Here is a 15,824-nt window from a genome sequence, read left to right as displayed (position 1 = left end):
CAGCGGCTCACAGCTCGTGGCCGAGCGCGGCGGCGAGCCGCGTGACCAGGTCGTGGGCGGCGTCGGGGATCACCGTGCCCGGGGGGAACACCGAGGCGGCGCCCGCCTCGTGCAGGGCCTCGATGTCCTGCGGCGGAATCACCCCGCCCACCACGATCATGATGTCCTCGCGGCCCTCGGCGGCCAGTTCCTCACGCAGCGCCGGTACGAGCGTGAGGTGCCCGGCCGCCAGCGAGGAGACGCCCACGATGTGCACGTCCGCCTCGACCGCCTGCCGGGCCACCTCGCCCGGCGTCTGGAACAGCGGGCCGACATCGACGTCGAAGCCGAGGTCGGCGAAGGCCGTCGCGATCACCTTCTGGCCGCGGTCGTGGCCGTCCTGGCCCATCTTGGCGACCAGGATGCGGGGACGGCGGCCCTCCGCCTCCTCGAAGCCGCCGACCAGCTTGCGGGTGCGGTCCACCGAAGGGGACTCTCCTGCCTCTTTGCGGTACACCCCGGAGATGGTACGGATCTGGCCCGCGTGCCTGCCGTACACCTTCTCCAGCGCGTCCGAGATCTCCCCGACCGTGGCCATGGCGCGCGCGGCGTCGACCGCCAGCGCCAGCAGATTGCCCTCCAGCCCCGGCCCCGGGTTCCGTCCGGCCGCGTCCGTCAGCGCGCGCAGCGCGTCCTGGCAGGCGCTCTCGTCGCGCTCCTCGCGCAGCCGCCGCAGCTTCTCGATCTGCTGGGCGCGGACGGAGGAGTTGTCGACCTTGAGCACATCGATCTGCTCGTCGCTCTCCACCCGGTACTTGTTGACGCCGATGACGGGCTGGCGCCCGGAGTCGATCCGGGCCTGGGTGCGGGCCGCGGCCTCCTCGACCCGGAGCTTCGGGATGCCCGCGTCGATGGCCTTCGCCATCCCGCCGGCCGCCTCGACCTCCTCGATGTGCTGCCAGGCCCGCCGCGCCAGATCGTGCGTCAGCTTCTCCACGTACGCACTGCCGCCCCACGGATCGATGACCCGGCAGGTGCCGGACTCCTGCTGGAGCAGCAGCTGGGTGTTGCGGGCGATCCGGGCCGAGAAGTCCGTCGGCAGGGCCAGCGCCTCGTCCAGGGCGTTCGTGTGGAGGGACTGGGTGTGGCCCTGGGTGGCGGCCATCGCCTCCACACAGGTCCTGGTGACGTTGTTGAACACGTCCTGGGCGGTGAGGGACCAGCCCGAGGTCTGCGAATGGGTGCGCAGCGAAAGGGACTTCGTGTTCTTCGGCTCGAACTCCTTGACCAGCTTGGCCCAGAGCAGCCGGGCGGCCCGCAGCTTGGCGATCTCCATGAAGAAGTTCATGCCGATCGCCCAGAAGAAGGAGAGCCTGGGCGCGAACGCGTCCACGTCGAGCCCCGCCTCCCGGCCCGCCCGCAGGTACTCCACGCCGTCGGCCAGGGTGTAGGCCAGCTCCAGATCGGCCGTGGCCCCGGCCTCCTGGATGTGGTAGCCGGAGATGGAGATCGAGTTGTAGCGCGGCATCTTCTGCGAGGTGAACGCGAAGATGTCGGAGATGATCCGCATCGAGGGGGCGGGCGGATAGATGTAGGTGTTGCGGACCATGAACTCCTTGAGGATGTCGTTCTGAATGGTCCCGGCCAGCTTCTCGGGCGGTACGCCCTGTTCCTCGGCGGCCACGATGTACAGCGCCAGCACGGGGAGCACCGCGCCGTTCATCGTCATCGACACCGACATCCTGTCCAGCGGGATGCCGTCGAAGAGCTGTCGCATGTCGTAGATCGAGTCGATGGCCACCCCGGCCATGCCGACATCGCCCGTCACCCGGGGGTGGTCGCTGTCGTAGCCCCGGTGGGTGGGCAGGTCGAAGGCAACCGACAGCCCCTTCTGCCCGGCCGCGAGGTTGCGCCGGTAGAAGGCGTTGGACTCCTCGGCCGTGGAGAAACCCGCGTACTGCCGGATGGTCCAGGGCTGGTTCACGTACATCGTCGGGTACGGGCCGCGCAGATACGGGGCGATGCCCGGGTACGTCCCGAGGAAGTCCAGCCCTTCGAGGTCCTGCCCGGTGTAGAGCGGCTTGACCGTGATGCCCTCGGGGGTCTCCCACAGCAGATCCTGCTCACTGCCGCCGCTCGACTCCTTCACCGCCGCACGCCACTGGTCGGCGCCGCCCTCGGGGGCCGCCGGGGACGCGAGCGGCACGGCGGAGAAGTCCGGTACCGGGCCCACGGGGGCCCCGGAGGACGTCCCACGGGTCCCGGGGGCCTTCGCGGGGGTCGTCCCGGAGGTCGTCTCGGGGGTCTGCATCACGCCACTCCCATGCGGTCGAGTACGGAGGAGAGGACGGCGATCGCGTCGCAGCCGGCGAACACATAGGAGTCGACACCGGAATACTCACCGGGCCGCCCCGCGAGGAACACCTGTCCGGCACCCGCGGACCGGAGCGCCGAGGCCACCGCCTCCGCGTGCTCGGCGTACAGCGGATCGGAGGAGCACAGACAAGCGGCCGTCGCCCCACTGGCGGTGAAGGCGCCGGCGGCCGACGACGCGTCCACCGATGCCGGGTCGTGCACCGCCTCGATCCCGCCGGCCAGGAAGAGGTTGGACGCGAAGGACGCCCGCGCCGTGTGCGCGGCGGCGGGTCCCAGCGCGGCGATGAACACCTTGGGACGGGCTCCCGTGGCCGCGAGGTGCGCGTCCGACCGGGCCCGCAGCGTCTCGAACGCCTCGTCACGGCGGACGACGGGCAGCCCGCCCGGCGCACCGGAGGGGGTGGGCGCGGGCTCGCGTTCCACCGGCCGCTCCGACAGCTGCGGGAACTCGCCGACCCCGGTCACCGGCTCCTTGCGCCGCGCCAGGTCCTTGGACCGGGCGGCCCAGGTCGCGGCGAGCCGCTCACCCACCATCCCGGAACGCAGCGCGGCGGCCTGGCCGCCCGCCCGCTCGATCTCCTGGAAGAAGGACCAGGCGGAGGCGGCCAGTTCGTCGGTGAGCCGCTCCACGTACCAGGAGCCGCCCGCCGGATCGATGACCCGCGCCAGATGCGACTCCTCCATCAGGATGGCCGAGGTGTTGCGGGCGATCCGCCGGGCGAACGCGTCCGGCAGGCCCAGCGCGTGATCGAACGGCAGCACGGTCACGGAGTCGGCGCCGCCGACACCCGCCCCCAGACAGGCCAGCGTGGTCCGGAGCATGTTCACCCAGGGATCACGACGCGTCATCATCACCGGCGACGTCACGGCGTGCTGACGCTGCGCACCTGCCGCGGCGGCCCCGCAGACCTCGGCCACCCGCGCCCACAGCCGGCGCGCGGCCCGCAGCTTGGCGATGGTCAGGAACTGGTCGGCGGTGGCCGCGTAGCGGAACTCCAGCTGTGCGCAGGCCTCTTCGACGGACATGCCGGCCCCGGTCAGCTCCCGCAGACAGGCCACTCCGGTGGCCAGGGAGAGGCCCAGTTCCTCGGCGGCCGAACCGCCGGCCCCGTGGTACGGCAACGCGTCCACGCTCAGCGCGCGCAGCCCGGGATACTCGCGCTCGCACACCTGCGCCCAGTGGACGGCGGCCGAGAAGTCGGCCTCGGCGCCCGTGCGGGCCGCACGGCCGAGAGGGTCCGCGCCGAGACTGCCGCGCACGGCGTCGGCCGCCACCCCGCGCTCCTGGCAGAGCCGGATCAACTCCCTCGCGGCGGAGTCGAATTCGGACGCGGCGTCGAGGGCGACGGGGGCCAGGTCGAGAAGGACACCGTCCAGCGCGCGGGCGAGGCCGGAGACCGGAACCCCGTCGGGGCCGCCCACGGCCAGCCACAGCGAGGTGACACCGTTCTCCAGATCGCCGAGCAGGGCCTCGTTGAGCCGGGCGGGGTCGGTCAGCGCGTGCCGCTGCCGTACGTCCCAGCCGCCCGCCGCGGTTCCCTCGGCCCTGCTTCCCCGGGTGAAGGGGGCGAAGCCGGGAAAACCGGTGTCGGGCGAGGTGTCGTGCGAGGTGTAGAGGGGGCGGGTGGTGAGCCCGTCCTCCAGTGTGGTGGACAGCGCTTCCTCGGCTGCCGCGCCCGAGACTTCCTTGCCCGACTTGCGCAGTACGCCTTCGACAAGGCTCTGCCACTGGTCGCGGGAGGGGTCAGGGAACTCGGCGGCCAGGGAGAGCCCGTCAGCAGGCAGGACCGTCATGCTCAGATGTTAGGTCAGGGCATGGAATGAGCAGCAGGGGAACCGCCTGTGACCTTGCCCTCTCCGGAACGCACTTGATCCTTTACGGACCGTGGCGTAACCGGGGCGGCCCGTGTGCGCGCCGGAGCGGCGCGGACGGGCGAGCGGCCGATGCCCCCGGGTGGTATCCGGCGTTTTCCGTTGTCGATTCGTGCGGCGCGTGCGACTTTGATCCTGATATGTGTAATTCGTTGAACTCATAGGGGAAAGAGGCATTTCATCGTGCAGACCGCCCGGGCCGTCCCGGCCGCCACTGTTGTCAATCTGCGCGATCTGGGCGGTATCGCCCTGGGGTGCGGCCGCCGGGTGCGGCAGGGGGTGCTCCTGCGTTCGGGGCAATTGAGTGACTACGACCCGCAGGGGGACATGGCGGTGGCCGCCCTCGGTATCCGTACCGTCGTCGACCTGCGTACCGCCGACGAGCGCCAGTGGGCGCCGGACCGGCTGCCCGCCGGGGCCCGACTGTTCGTCGCCGATGTGCTGGGCGGAAACCCCGGGGTCGCGCCGGCCCGGCTGCGCGCGCTGCTCGCGGACCCGGCCGAGGCGGGCCGTGCGCTCGGTGGGGGCAGGGCCGAGGGGCTGTTCGCCGACACCTACCGGCAGCTGGTGCTCTCGCCGTCCGCCGCGGCCGCCTACCGGGCCTTTCTGGAGACGGCGGCCGACGCGCGGGCCAGGCCCGTGCTCTTCCACTGCACGGCGGGCAAGGACCGTACCGGCTGGGCGGCGGCCGTCCTGCTGATGATCGTGGGCGCCCCGCGGGAGACCGTACGCGCGGAGTTCCTGGCGGTGAACCCTGCGGTGCGGGCCGCCTTCGCGCCGTACGTCCAGAAGTTCCTGGACGCGGGCGGGGACCCCGGCATCGCCGCCGCGATCACCGAGGTCCGCCCCCGCTATCTGGACGTGGCGCTGGACGCGATGGAGGAGCGGTGGGGCGGGCTCGACGGATATGTGCGCAACGGGCTGCGGATTCCCGAACCGACGGTGGAGCGGCTGCGCGGCGAGCTGGTGGTGTCCGGCTGAGTGGCCCCCAGGCTTGACTTCATACCCCCAGGGGGTATGTTCTCGGTGTCGGGAGGAACACCCGTCCTTGGCGTCCGCCATCGACCGTGCCCGTCATCGACATCCGTCGGCCACAGGGAGACCGTCATGAACACCGGACTGAGGATCACCGCCTTCGCCGCCGCGCTCGCCGCGACGTTCGGTACCGCCTACGGCGTGGGCCGGGGTGTCGACCCGGTGTTCGAGGCCGCGCCCGGTCATGCCGCGCCCGGCCGTGCCGCGCAGCAGCCGGACGGGCACGGCGGACACCAGGAGGAAGCGGCGGGGGCGGCCGAAGGCGGGGAGGGCGCGGACCGGGGGGCGGCCGGCGGGCTGCAGGTGTCCGAGGGCGGCTACACCCTGGACCTCGACACCCCCACCCTGGCCGCCGGGGTCCGGAGCGAGATCCGCTTCGCGATCAAGGACGAGCACGGCCGCAAGGTCACCGCGTTCCAGCGCGAGCACACCAAGGAACTGCACTTCATCATCGCCTCGCGCGACCTGACCGAATACCGCCATGTGCACCCCGTGCGCGCGGCGGACGGCACCTGGTCCACCGTCGTCAGGCTGCCGGACGCCGGCGGGTACCGCGCCTTCGCCGACTTCACCCCGGCGGGCAAGGGCGCCACCGGCCTCACGCTCGGGGCGGACCTGGCCGTCGCGGGCGACGCCCGCCCGCAGCCCCTGCCGCCGGTCCGCGACACCGCCGCGGCCGACGGGTACGAGGTCACCCTCGACGGCACCCTGCCCGCCGGGAAGCCGGGCGAGCTCAAGCTCACCGTGAGCAGGGGCGGCCGCCCGGTCACCGACCTCCAGCCCTACCTCGGGGCGTACGGGCACCTTGTCGCCCTGCGCTCGGGCGACCTCGCCTATCTGCACGTTCACCCGAACGAGGGCGGCCCCGGTCCGGAGGTGTCCTTCACGGCCACCGCGCCCAGCAGCGGCACCTACCGGTTGTTCCTGGACTTCCGGCACGAAGGAAAGGTCCGCACCGTGGCGTTCACCGTTCACGCCGGTCACGCCGGTTCCTGACCCGGCGGGGCGGTGCGCTCCGGGGAGGAGGGGTGATCCTGATGCCGCCCGAGGGGCCGCCGGTCGGCCCGCGTCCGACGGGGGTGGCGCTCACGCGGCGTGCGAGTGCCGCCCGGCAGCCTTGCCCGGCAGTCCCCGCCCGGTCGATGAGTAATACTCCGTGTATGACTTCAGGCATTACGTTCCCCGGGGGCGGTACGCACCGCGACGACGTGGTGATCAGGCGGGCGACGGCGGGCGACGCCAAACGGCTCACCCGTCTGGTCAGGACCTCGCGTGCCTACGAAGGCCCCTACGCGCCGATGATCGCGGGCTACCGGGTCGGGCCGGACTACATCGAGGCACACCAGGTGTTCGTGGCCACCGCGGGCGCGGGAGCCGCCACGGCACCGGGCGTCGGTACGGGACCGGGCGTCGGTACGGGACCGGGCGTCGGTACGGGACCGGGCGCCGGTACCGGACCGGGTGTCGGCACGGACAAGGGCGCGGCCGCCGGTACGGGTGCCGGGGCTGGCACCGGGACCGGCCGGGTACTCGGCTTCTACTCGCTGATCCTGTCGCCTCCCGAACTCGACCTGATGTTCGTCGCCGACGACGCCCAGGGGCTCGGCATCGGGCGTCTGCTCGTCGGTCATCTGCGCGACGAGGCGCGGCGGGCCGGGCTGAGCCGGGTGCGTATCGTCTCGCACCCGCCGTCCGAGGGCTTCTACCGCAGCGTCGGAGCCGAGCGTGTCGGAACCCTGACCGCCAACCCGCCCGCGGTGATGTGGGACCGGCCCGAACTGGTGCTGCCGGTCGTGTGAGCGGCCCGCGAGGCCGACTCCCGGGCGCCGCGCCCGGCGGTCCCCTCATGGTGTGATGAGGTGACGCTGCTCAGCGGTCGGGCGCTCTGCCCGTCCTGCGCGATCGTCGGACCGGTCACCGCGGGGAATCCGGTGTCCCACGACACGGTTCGATCTCCGGCGTGGGGGATTCGATCTCCGGTGCGGGGAAGCCGCCGAGGGGGCGGTTTCGGCGGGTGAGGGTCCGGTCGAGCAGCTGTGCCAGGTGGGGCACGGTCGCCGGAGGCAGGTATGCCTCGGCGCCTGCGTCGAGCAGGCGCCGGACGGGGCCCTGATAGCTGACTCCGAGTTCGTCGTCCTCGATCTCGGCGACGACGACCCGGGCCCCGGGGAACGCCGACCGCAGGCTCCCGATCAGCTGCGGGCTGACCGGCGGCACCAGCAGGACATCGGCCGATACGGGCGCGGCGTGGATGTCGAGCACGAGGTAGTCCGCGCCGAGTCGCTCGGAGAGCGAGGCGCGGGCCGAATCCGACAGCTTCATCGCCGTCACGACCACCGTGACGCCTTTACCGGCGGGCGACGGCTCCTCGTCGGCCGCGCTCGGCGTGACCGGATCCACGACGGTGCCGATGACGACGGCGCCGGGGACGCCGGAGATCCTCGCGACCGGTTCGCCGCCCCGGGTGATCACCAGGTCCTCCCCGGGGGCGAGGGCGTCGATACGGGCCATGACGTCCGCGGGCAATCGCGTCGCGTCGATCGCCCGCGCGGCGCGCTCATCGGACGCGAATGCCCGGCTCATGATCCTGCCGCGGTGCGCCGCTCCGGCTTCCGGCGGTCACTGTGACCGGTCCCGGGACGCGTACGGGCATTCCTTCTCCAAAAGTCATCCGTCACATACGAGGCCATGGTTTCGGAGAATAACGCGGGAGGGGGCTGCCCCCGGGACCGGCTCGCCCGCCGGCGGCGGTCCTCACCGGGCACCTCGTCTCCGTGCCGGAGGGGCGGGCGTCACAGGGGGAGCCGAGGGGGCCGGAGCGTCCGCCCGGTCTCGCGGGCCGGTGCGCGCGACTCGGCGTGGCGTATGCCGGACGGGCCCGTCGGCTCAGCCGGACTGGGCGTCCACCAGGGTCGTGCCCGTGGCCGAGCGGGAGTAGAGGACCGACCGGCCCGCGCGTCTGCGCTGGATCAGGCGGGCCTCAAGCAGGATCTTGAGGTGCCGTCCCACCGAGCCCAGGCCCTGGCCGGTCAGGGCAACCAGCTGCGTGGTGCTCTTCGGGGTGTCGAGCAGCATGAGGACGGCAGCACGCCCGGTGCCGAGCAGCGCACCCAGGGACTCGGGAACAGGGGCGCGGCCGGCCCCGGCCAGAGCGCCGGCGCACGGGTAGACCACGGCGCACCGGCGCACCGTGCGGTCGGCGGGCACGGTCGGCGTGTTCCAGCAGACCCAGCTCTGACTCGGGGTGACGGGGACGAACATCAGCTGTGCGCCGGAGACTTCGAGCGATGGGCTGTCACAGGTGGTGATCTGCAGCCGGTTCTGTCCGAGCCAGCGCATGCCCGGACGCATGCCGGCGAGGGCCGCGGCCCAGCCGCCCTGCCCCAGCCGGGCCGTGCGGGCCACGACATCGGCCTCGATGATGTGCTTGCGCGCCGGCCACGAGGGCAGCACCGTCTCGGTCCATACCCATGCGAGCAGGTCGGCCGCGCGCTCCGCGAGGTCGTCGCTGTGGTCGAGGGGAGCGGGCAGCGGGCCGGACAGCGACTCGCGCAGATCGGCGCGGGCGGTGGCCGCGGGGGTCCGGCGGACTTGTTCGACTTCCTCGGCGAACGTGCGGTCGCCCTCGTCGGCGGGTGTCGGCGTGAGGAACGTGGCATTCCAGCTGCGCCCGAGCGCGGCACGTACCAGCGACGCCGTGGTCGCGTCCCGCGCCAGCCGCTCCCGGTAGCGCGGCAGATGGGCACCGAGCCAGTCACGCTCGCCGCCGTGCGCCGCCGCGCCCCGGTGCAGGATCTTGAGGCAGGCCGTGGTCTCGGCGAGCGGAGACGTGACGAACCGGCTCGTGGCCAGTGTGTCGGCGCTGACCTGCCACCAGCTCATGCTTCGGCCTCCCGGCGAAACAATAACGCCGCGCCGGACCGCGCGGGACGACTTCCCGCGTGCTGATGGATCAAGAAATCTGCCGCACCGCGGAGTTCACTCCGCTTCTCCTCGCGTCCGCCCCTCCGGCAGGCAGGACATGGCCGGCCCCCGGTACATGGCCGGCACCCGGTCGGGACGGTCACCACCGGCCGGCCGGCGGAGGACCGAGGCCAACTGGTCCTCCCGGGCCGGTGGGTGGCCTTCGGGACTCATCGGCTGTCCGCCGGCGGGACGGTGAGCAGCGGCCGGTAGTGACCGGCGGGGTGGGGTTCACCGATCGGTTCCCCCTCCGCTTCCACCCACGCGTGGGCGGCGAAGGGATTGGTACGCACACCGGTGCACCAGGTCGGCCACGCGCCCTTGCTGCGACAGAGCAGAGCGGTGGCGATGGAGCGCTGGAGGCACGCCTGCCCTGCGCAGCGCATGCTCACAGCCACCACGTCCCGGCGCGCCTTCGTCGCCTGTTCGGCCGTGGCGGGCCTGGCACCGAGGCGCGCGTGTTCCAGAACCCATCGAAGACGGGCCGGGCGCAACCTGGCCAGCAGCCTGGAAACGGCGACGATGAGCAGTGGCCAAAGGCGCCGGTGCAGCGGCAGGCGCGGGCGCCGCGACAGAGCTACGGGGATGCTCATGGACCCGTCTCCAGCAGGCGGGCCGAACTCAACTGCTCGGAGAGCCGGGCTATGTCACGACGTGCCTGATCCTCTTCGATCCTGTACTGGGTGGACAGGGCGGAGACGACCTGGTCGACGCTGCTTCCCTCCAACAGGCTGCGCAGGACGTACGCCCCTGAGGAGTTGAGCTGCCAGTACCGCCCGGTTCGCTGATGGAGCAGGACAACACCGTCATCCGTGTCGGTGGTCGCTACATCAGGATGTAGGCGCAAGGCCATCGATCCTCCTCAGGTTGATGCGTCGTCGGGTGGACCGGAACCAGGTCTCACAGCCAAGGAGGTGCTCGATGGCTATATACATCGTGCCGTCGGCCTGGGGTGCCAGCAATTTCGTCCGCAGTACATCCGTGTCGATCAGGCCATGGGCGGCCAAGGCCGAGTCGGAGAAGGTCTCCAGAATCGCAGGAAGATTTCGCCGCCAGCCGGTGTACAGGTCCCTGCTGAACTCGCCTTTCGTCGAGCGGTCCAGCACCGCATCGGGCACGATCCCACGCATGGCGTCGGCCAGCAGCGGTTTGTAACGCCACGGCATGGCTCGTTCATGAAGACGGACGGCCAGAGCCGCTTCTACGACACGATCGTCCAAATAGGGCATGTGCAAGGAGACATGGGCCTCGGAGAAAAGGTGCGCCAACTGCCGGTATGCGGCCCCGGTGGTGCGCAGTGCGAGGAGGAACTGATGCTGGCCCCGGTCCGGCGCCAGCGGGCGAACGCTCTCCGCTGTGCGGCGCAATTCCTCACGTGCGGCGGCCGAGGTGTCCTCGGTTACCCATTCGGCGGCGCGCAAGGGCGTGAAACCCCAACTCAGAGAGGGATATCTCGGTGATGGCGGTGGCGCCAGAAGGCTGTCCGCCTGGGCCCGCCACCACGACGAGACATCGCCCCTGTCGGCCAGTTGGGCGACCGTGGCGCCAAGAGGCCAACGGCTCAGGGCGTAGTGGGCGCGCACATGCCGAAGCCCGGTCCGTGGCCTTCGCCTCAGCAGCCCGTGCACATAGCCGGGAAACTTGAAGAAGAGCTCGTCGCCGCCATGTCCGGCAAGGTGCAACCGCGATCCGTGCTCGGCCAGCAGACCGGCCGTGTAGCGCATCCTGGCGGCAGTGCGCGTGAAGAGGTACGGCTGCTCGGTGTCGGCCGGCGTGTCCGGATCGGCGAAGACATCCGGCAGCCGGCTCTGCGGCGCGATCAGATGCTGCGCCTGCGGCAGGGACTGTGCGGCATGAGTGGCGAAGAAGGCATCGTCGTTGCCCGGGTCGGCCTCACCCCAGCGAAAGGTGATCAGGTCCGGGGTGTCCCTGGACGCCAGAAAGCACAGCGACGTCGAGTCCATCCCGCCGGACAGATCCGCGCTCAGCCGGCCACTGACGGGACGCCGAGGCACGGTTGCCGTCATCAACGCGTCTCGGACCGCTTCGGAGCCCTGCTCGAGCGACTGCTCCGGAACCGGTGGTCGCCACCAGCGGATTTCACGGATGCCGTCGGGTTCCATGATCAGGGCATGGTCCGGGGGCAGTGTCGTGACGCCCTCCCACATGCTCTGTTCCCCCAGTGGCGGCGGCAGCAGACCACCGCAGGCCACGCGGACGGCAAGAGCCTGCTCGTCGACCCGGGCATCCTTCATCGCGGCCAGGGTCACCGCGGAATCGGAGGCAACCGGCAGCCCGCCGAGCTTCGCGTGAAACACGCGCCGCAGACCGGTGACGCTTCCTTGGACCCGTACACGTCCCCGGGATGCGGCGACGAGGTGAAAACTCCCCGGCAGCGCCCGGGCCAGAGTGTCGATGTCTGACAAATCTCCTGTTCGCCCGGTCATTTCGACCAGACGGGCCGTGGTGACCGGGCAGAACCCGATCACCACGACATGCACTGGGCCGACGTTTGCCACGAGCATCTCGTCAGGTGACCAATGGCCGATGAGCCATGGCCGCCCGGACGGATGTGCCAGCACCTGCGGCGCCTCGAACGGAACCGAGACACCGGAAATCTGTGCCGCGGGCACATCCGGCAGAACGACGAACCCAGTGCGAACCGTCATCGACCGGCCTCAGGAGAAAAGCTGGCCGGCGGCGTCGGGGTAGCGGAACCCGAAGCCCAGCGTGTCCTCGGAGAACTCGCCGACCTCCACGAGGGCCGGGGGCTCATACAGGTCCGCGATGACCTTTTCTTCCGTATTCTCCATCACATGCCTCCTGTTATACGGGCGCACTCGGAGCGTGAATACGCTTTCACGTCAATCTATAGAACTGGACGATAAGGAACACCGTTTTTCCGGTCAGTTGATCACGTCGCTCATCTCTGCTTCAGGTCAGGAAGGAAGATGCCCCTTCCCTATCGTGACCAGCACGTGGATATTCGCATCCTGGTGACGGCGCGGGGGAATCGGCCAGATCCGGGCTTCTGGGGCCTGGCGATTTGTCGTCCGTGCGGAGTGCGCACGGTATCGCCCGTCGCACCGAAAACCGGGACTTCGTTTCCTTGTACGGAACTCGTGGCGGATTGTCGCGGCGGTGCGGCGAAGAGCCGACGCGGAGCGGGCGGGCCCGTGGGCAAACGAGGTGGGTGCGGAGTCACCGGTGCGCACCCATGGGAGCCGCGCGGGCGCCCGGCCGGGGAGGCTCATTGGTTTCGCCTCCCCGCGAAAATCTGGCGATCCGTGGATGATGCCGGAGAGAATCGCCGCCATGCGTACTTATCGGGAACTCTTCGTTACCAAGGAGTTCACCCCGCTCTTCCTCGCCTCCGCCGGGCAGACCGCGGCTCAGACGGTGAGCGGACTGGCCCTCGGCATCCTGGTGTACCAGCAGACCGGCTCGGCGCTGCTGTCCTCGCTGGCGATGTTCGCCCCCGCGCTCGCCCATATGGTGGGGGCGGCGACCGTGCTGTCCGGGGCGGACCGGCTGCCGCCGCGGGCCGCCATGACGGGCCTCAGTCTGCTCTTCGCCACGGGTACGGCCCTGCAGGCGATCCCCGGGCTCCCGGTCTGGGCGCTGTTCCTGGTGCTGCTGGGGCTCGGCGTCGTCGGGTCGGTCAGCGGCGGGGTGCGGTACGGGCTGCTCAACGAGATCCTGACCAGGGACGGCTACCTGATGGGGCGGTCCGTCCTCAACATGTCGGTCGGGATCATCCAGATCTGCGGATTCGCGCTCGGCGGCGCCCTGGTGATGATGTTCTCGGCGCGCGGCACACTGCTCCTGTCCGCCGTCCTGTATCTGCTGGCCGGCGTGGTGGCGCGCTGTGGGCTCACCAGGCGGCCGCCCCGGGGCGCCGGAAAGACGTCGGTCGCCGAGACCTGGCGCGTCAACGCACGGCTCTGGTCCTCGGTTCCCCGTCGGTACGTCTACCTCGCGCTGTGGGTGCCCAACGGCCTGATCGTGGGGGTGGAGTCGCTCTACGTCCCGTACTCGCCCAGCGACGCCGGGCTGCTCTTCGCCTTCGGTGCCGTGGGAATGCTGGTCGGGGACATCGTCGCCGGCCGCTTCCTGCCCGCCCGGTGGCGGGACCGGCTGGCGGTCCCGCTCTGTGTGCTGCTCGCAGCCCCCTATCTGCTGTTCGCGCTGCATCCGGGCCTGCCGATCGCCCTGGTGCTGGTCACGGTCGCCACGCTCGGGTACGCGGCCGGGCTGCTGCTCCAGAACCAGCTGATGGCGCTGACCCCCGACGAGCTGAGCGGGCAGGCTCTGGGCCTGCACAGCTCGGGGATGCTCACCATGCAGGGGGTCGGAGCGGCCTTGGCCGGCTCGGTGGCCGAGCTCACGTCGCCGTCCACCGGGATCGTGGTGACGGCCGCGGCGTCGCTGGTCACGACCCTGCTCCTGGCCCCCGGACTGCGCAGGGCGACGACGGCGGGCCGGAAGGAAGACCCGGATCAGGACGCCGTCCCCGCCCAGCGGTAGCGCTCCCGCCACCCCCGGCACGCCGTGGCGGGCGCAACGCCGGCCGCGTACGCCGGCCGTGCCGGTACACGTGGCTTCAACCTCGCTTCCATCCGGCTTCCATCGACGCCGCGCAGCCTGGACCGGTGCTGACTTCGAGCGATGACCTGTCCCGGTTCTGTGCCTTCCTGTTCACATCGATGTCCCGTGCCGACCAGCGCCGCTGGGGAGAGGTGTACGTGCGCGGCCTGGTGGAGGTTCCCGGCCGGAAATCGGTGCGCCGGATCTCCGAGCGGGTCCTGGGGCGGCGGGCCGATCAGAGTCTGCAGCAGTTCGTCAACCAGAGCTCCTGGGCATGGGAACCGGTCCGCCGGAACCTCGCCCAGGAGACCGCCACCGCCCTGCGCCCCACGGCCTGGGTGGTCGGGGAAGTCGTGATGCCGAAGAACGGCAGGAGTTCCGTCGGCGTCGACCGGCAGTTCTCGCAGTCCGCCGGCCGGGTGCTCAACTGTCAACTGGGGCTCACCGTCATGCTGGTGTGCCCGGACGGTGCCGTACCGGTCAACTGGCGGCTGCTGCTGCCGCCGTCCTGGGACGCCGACGAGGAGCGTCGCTCCCGCAGCAGGGTGCCGGGCCGCGAGCGGCACCGTTCGCGCTGGCACTATCTGTTCGAGGCCCTGGACGAGATGGTCGTCACCTGGGGCATGCAACCGCCGCCGGTGGTGGTGGAAGCGCGGGGGAACCCCTCGGCGGACCTGTTGATCCGCGGTCTGGAGGTTCGTGGACTGCAGTACATCGTACGGGCCTCGGCCACCGCCCCCCTGGCGCGCCTCGACTCCGGTGAGGTGGTGACCGGCGCCGAAGGTCTGGCCCGGTCCGTCGGCCGCCGGGGCACGTCACCGCACTGGCGCCACGGCCGGCCCCGCGGTCCCCGCTACGTCACGGCCCCGCTGCCGCCCGGCGCGCCGCCGTACGGCGCGGGCGGCGCCGCACGTCCGCAGCGGGCCCGGAAGGTGATCGCGGAGTGTCCCCCGGACCGCGGCTGCCCCGAGTCGGTGTGGATCACCAATGTCGAAGTCGCCCGGACCGCCGCGGTGTTCGAGTTCCTGTCCCTGCAGTCCAAGGCAGCCCGGGAGCTGGAGGAGCTGAGCGAGACGGTCGGACTGCGGCACTTCGAGGGCCGGTCGTTCTGCGGCTGGCACCATCACGTCACGCTGGCGTCGGCGGCGCACGCCTATGGTCTGTCCCAGCGCGCGGCGCGGTACTGACACGTGTCCCTTCCGGCTCAGGCGACCGGGCCGCCGGTGAGCAGATCGAGGGTGCGCGCCAGCGCGCCGGACCGGCAACGGGGCGGTTCGAGCTCGGGGTCGGCCGAGAGCAACGCCTCGTGCAGCCGCTTGATCCGCCGGGACGGCTCGATGCCGAGCTCTTCGGCCAGTGTGCGGTGCAGCTTGCGGAAGACGGCGAGGGCCTGTGCCTGGCGCCCGGACCGGAAGAGGGCGACCATCAGTTGCGCGTGCAGATTCTCGTGGACGGGGAACTCCTCGGCCAAGCCCACGAGTTCACCGATCAGTTCGTTGTGCATCCCGAGCTTCAGCTCGGCCTCGATGCGCAGTTCCAGGCTGTTGAAGCGGACTTCCCGCAACCGGGCGAGATGGGTCGCGATGATCGGGCCCGCGTGGATGTCGACGAGTGGCGGTCCCTGCCAGAGCCCGAGCGCCTCGTTGAGTGTCGCGGCCCCGCGCTCACAGTTGTCGTCGGAGAAGGCGCGCTTCGCGTCGTCGACACAGTCCATGAAGCGGAACAGATCGAGTTCGGGCCGCGCGACGGTCAGCAGGTAGCCGCGCTGGCGGGTGTGCAGTTCCGTGCCGGTCGGCACGGGGCCCGTGCGGGCCTCGTGCAGGGCCCGCCGTATCCGCATCGCGTAGGTACGGACCGTGGTGACCGCGCTGGGCGGTGGGCTGGTCGCCCACAACTCGTCGATGCACATGGAGGTGGAGACGACCTCGTTGGCGTGCAGCGCGAGGAGCGCGAGGAGCTGGCGCGGCTTCGGCGCACTGGGTGCGCAGTCCACTTCTGTGTCCGCACCTCCG

The 15,824-nt window shown here is 71.1% G+C and carries 14 protein-coding genes; 5 read left to right on the top strand and 9 right to left on the bottom strand.

Annotated features, from left to right (window positions below):
- Nucleotides 1-7 precede the first annotated feature (7 nt).
- Both scpA and ACIGJO_RS13290 read right to left on the bottom strand, forming a co-directional pair.
- Nucleotides 8-2,290 (bottom strand): methylmalonyl-CoA mutase, encoded by a 2,283-nt coding sequence (scpA, locus tag ACIGJO_RS13295; RefSeq protein ID WP_399956570.1) that lies wholly within the window; start codon nucleotides 2,288-2,290, stop codon nucleotides 8-10.
- Nucleotides 2,290-4,149, bottom strand: coding sequence for a methylmalonyl-CoA mutase family protein (locus ACIGJO_RS13290; protein ID WP_399956567.1), 1,860 nt, complete (start codon nucleotides 4,147-4,149; stop codon nucleotides 2,290-2,292). Before ACIGJO_RS13290 ends, scpA begins: the two co-directional genes overlap by 1 nt.
- 261 nt (nucleotides 4,150-4,410) lie before the next feature.
- Between ACIGJO_RS13290 and ACIGJO_RS13285 the strand changes: the two genes are divergently transcribed.
- The 3 genes from ACIGJO_RS13285 (at nucleotide 4,411) to ACIGJO_RS13275 (ending at nucleotide 7,061) form a co-directional block, all read left to right on the top strand.
- Nucleotides 4,411-5,208, top strand: a complete 798-nt coding sequence (locus ACIGJO_RS13285) for a tyrosine-protein phosphatase (protein WP_399956564.1) — start codon at nucleotides 4,411-4,413, stop codon at nucleotides 5,206-5,208.
- 126 nt (nucleotides 5,209-5,334) lie between these two features.
- Complete coding sequence (locus ACIGJO_RS13280) at nucleotides 5,335-6,258, top strand: hypothetical protein (RefSeq protein WP_399956562.1); 924 nt, start codon at nucleotides 5,335-5,337, stop codon at nucleotides 6,256-6,258.
- A 164-nt stretch (nucleotides 6,259-6,422) separates the two neighbouring features.
- Entirely contained in the window at nucleotides 6,423-7,061 is a 639-nt protein-coding gene (locus ACIGJO_RS13275) for a GNAT family N-acetyltransferase (RefSeq protein WP_399956559.1), read from the top strand.
- A gap of 115 nt (nucleotides 7,062-7,176) precedes the next feature.
- Here the strand turns inward: ACIGJO_RS13275 and ACIGJO_RS13270 are convergent, their stop codons facing one another.
- The 6 genes from ACIGJO_RS13270 to ACIGJO_RS13245 all read right to left on the bottom strand — a co-directional run bounded on the left by ACIGJO_RS13270 (nucleotide 7,177) and on the right by ACIGJO_RS13245 (nucleotide 12,038).
- Nucleotides 7,177-7,845, bottom strand: a complete 669-nt coding sequence (locus tag ACIGJO_RS13270; RefSeq protein ID WP_399956556.1) for a hypothetical protein — start codon at nucleotides 7,843-7,845, stop codon at nucleotides 7,177-7,179.
- A 303-nt stretch (nucleotides 7,846-8,148) separates the two neighbouring features.
- Nucleotides 8,149-9,144 carry an ArsR/SmtB family transcription factor gene (locus ACIGJO_RS13265; RefSeq protein WP_399956553.1) on the bottom strand — a complete coding sequence of 332 codons (996 nt, stop codon included), beginning with the start codon at nucleotides 9,142-9,144 and terminating at the stop codon, nucleotides 8,149-8,151.
- A 251-nt stretch (nucleotides 9,145-9,395) separates the two neighbouring features.
- A complete protein-coding gene (locus ACIGJO_RS13260; RefSeq protein WP_399956550.1) occupies nucleotides 9,396-9,818 on the bottom strand; it encodes a lasso peptide biosynthesis B2 protein in 423 nt (140 codons plus the stop codon).
- Nucleotides 9,815-10,078: a lasso peptide biosynthesis PqqD family chaperone gene (locus ACIGJO_RS13255; RefSeq protein WP_399956547.1), complete on the bottom strand. Its 264-nt coding sequence runs from the start codon at nucleotides 10,076-10,078 to the stop codon at nucleotides 9,815-9,817. The genes ACIGJO_RS13260 and ACIGJO_RS13255 overlap by 4 nt, the downstream gene beginning before the upstream one ends.
- On the bottom strand, nucleotides 10,056-11,894 hold the full coding sequence (locus tag ACIGJO_RS13250; RefSeq protein ID WP_399956544.1) for a lasso peptide isopeptide bond-forming cyclase: 1,839 nt from the start codon (nucleotides 11,892-11,894) through the stop codon (nucleotides 10,056-10,058). The genes ACIGJO_RS13255 and ACIGJO_RS13250 overlap by 23 nt, the downstream gene beginning before the upstream one ends.
- Before the next feature lie 9 nt (nucleotides 11,895-11,903).
- A complete protein-coding gene (locus tag ACIGJO_RS13245; protein ID WP_399956541.1) occupies nucleotides 11,904-12,038 on the bottom strand; it encodes a lasso RiPP family leader peptide-containing protein in 135 nt (44 codons plus the stop codon).
- 502 nt (nucleotides 12,039-12,540) lie between these two features.
- Between ACIGJO_RS13245 and ACIGJO_RS13240 the strand changes: the two genes are divergently transcribed.
- Both ACIGJO_RS13240 and ACIGJO_RS13235 read left to right on the top strand, forming a co-directional pair.
- Complete coding sequence (locus tag ACIGJO_RS13240; protein ID WP_399956538.1) at nucleotides 12,541-13,752, top strand: MFS transporter; 1,212 nt, start codon at nucleotides 12,541-12,543, stop codon at nucleotides 13,750-13,752.
- Nucleotides 13,753-13,877: 125 nt separating this feature from the next.
- Nucleotides 13,878-14,999, top strand: a complete 1,122-nt coding sequence (locus ACIGJO_RS13235; RefSeq protein ID WP_399956535.1) for an IS701 family transposase — start codon at nucleotides 13,878-13,880, stop codon at nucleotides 14,997-14,999.
- Between the two features lie 17 nt (nucleotides 15,000-15,016).
- Here the strand turns inward: ACIGJO_RS13235 and ACIGJO_RS13230 are convergent, their stop codons facing one another.
- Nucleotides 15,017-15,805 (bottom strand): BTAD domain-containing putative transcriptional regulator, encoded by a 789-nt coding sequence (locus tag ACIGJO_RS13230; RefSeq protein ID WP_399956532.1) that lies wholly within the window; start codon nucleotides 15,803-15,805, stop codon nucleotides 15,017-15,019.
- Nucleotides 15,806-15,824 lie beyond the last annotated feature (19 nt).

Origin of the sequence: Streptomyces sp. NPDC079020 (genome assembly GCF_044542225.1) — a bacterium.
Classification (GTDB): domain Bacteria; phylum Actinomycetota; class Actinomycetes; order Streptomycetales; family Streptomycetaceae; genus Streptomyces.
This window is presented reverse-complemented; position numbering and strand designations above follow the sequence as displayed.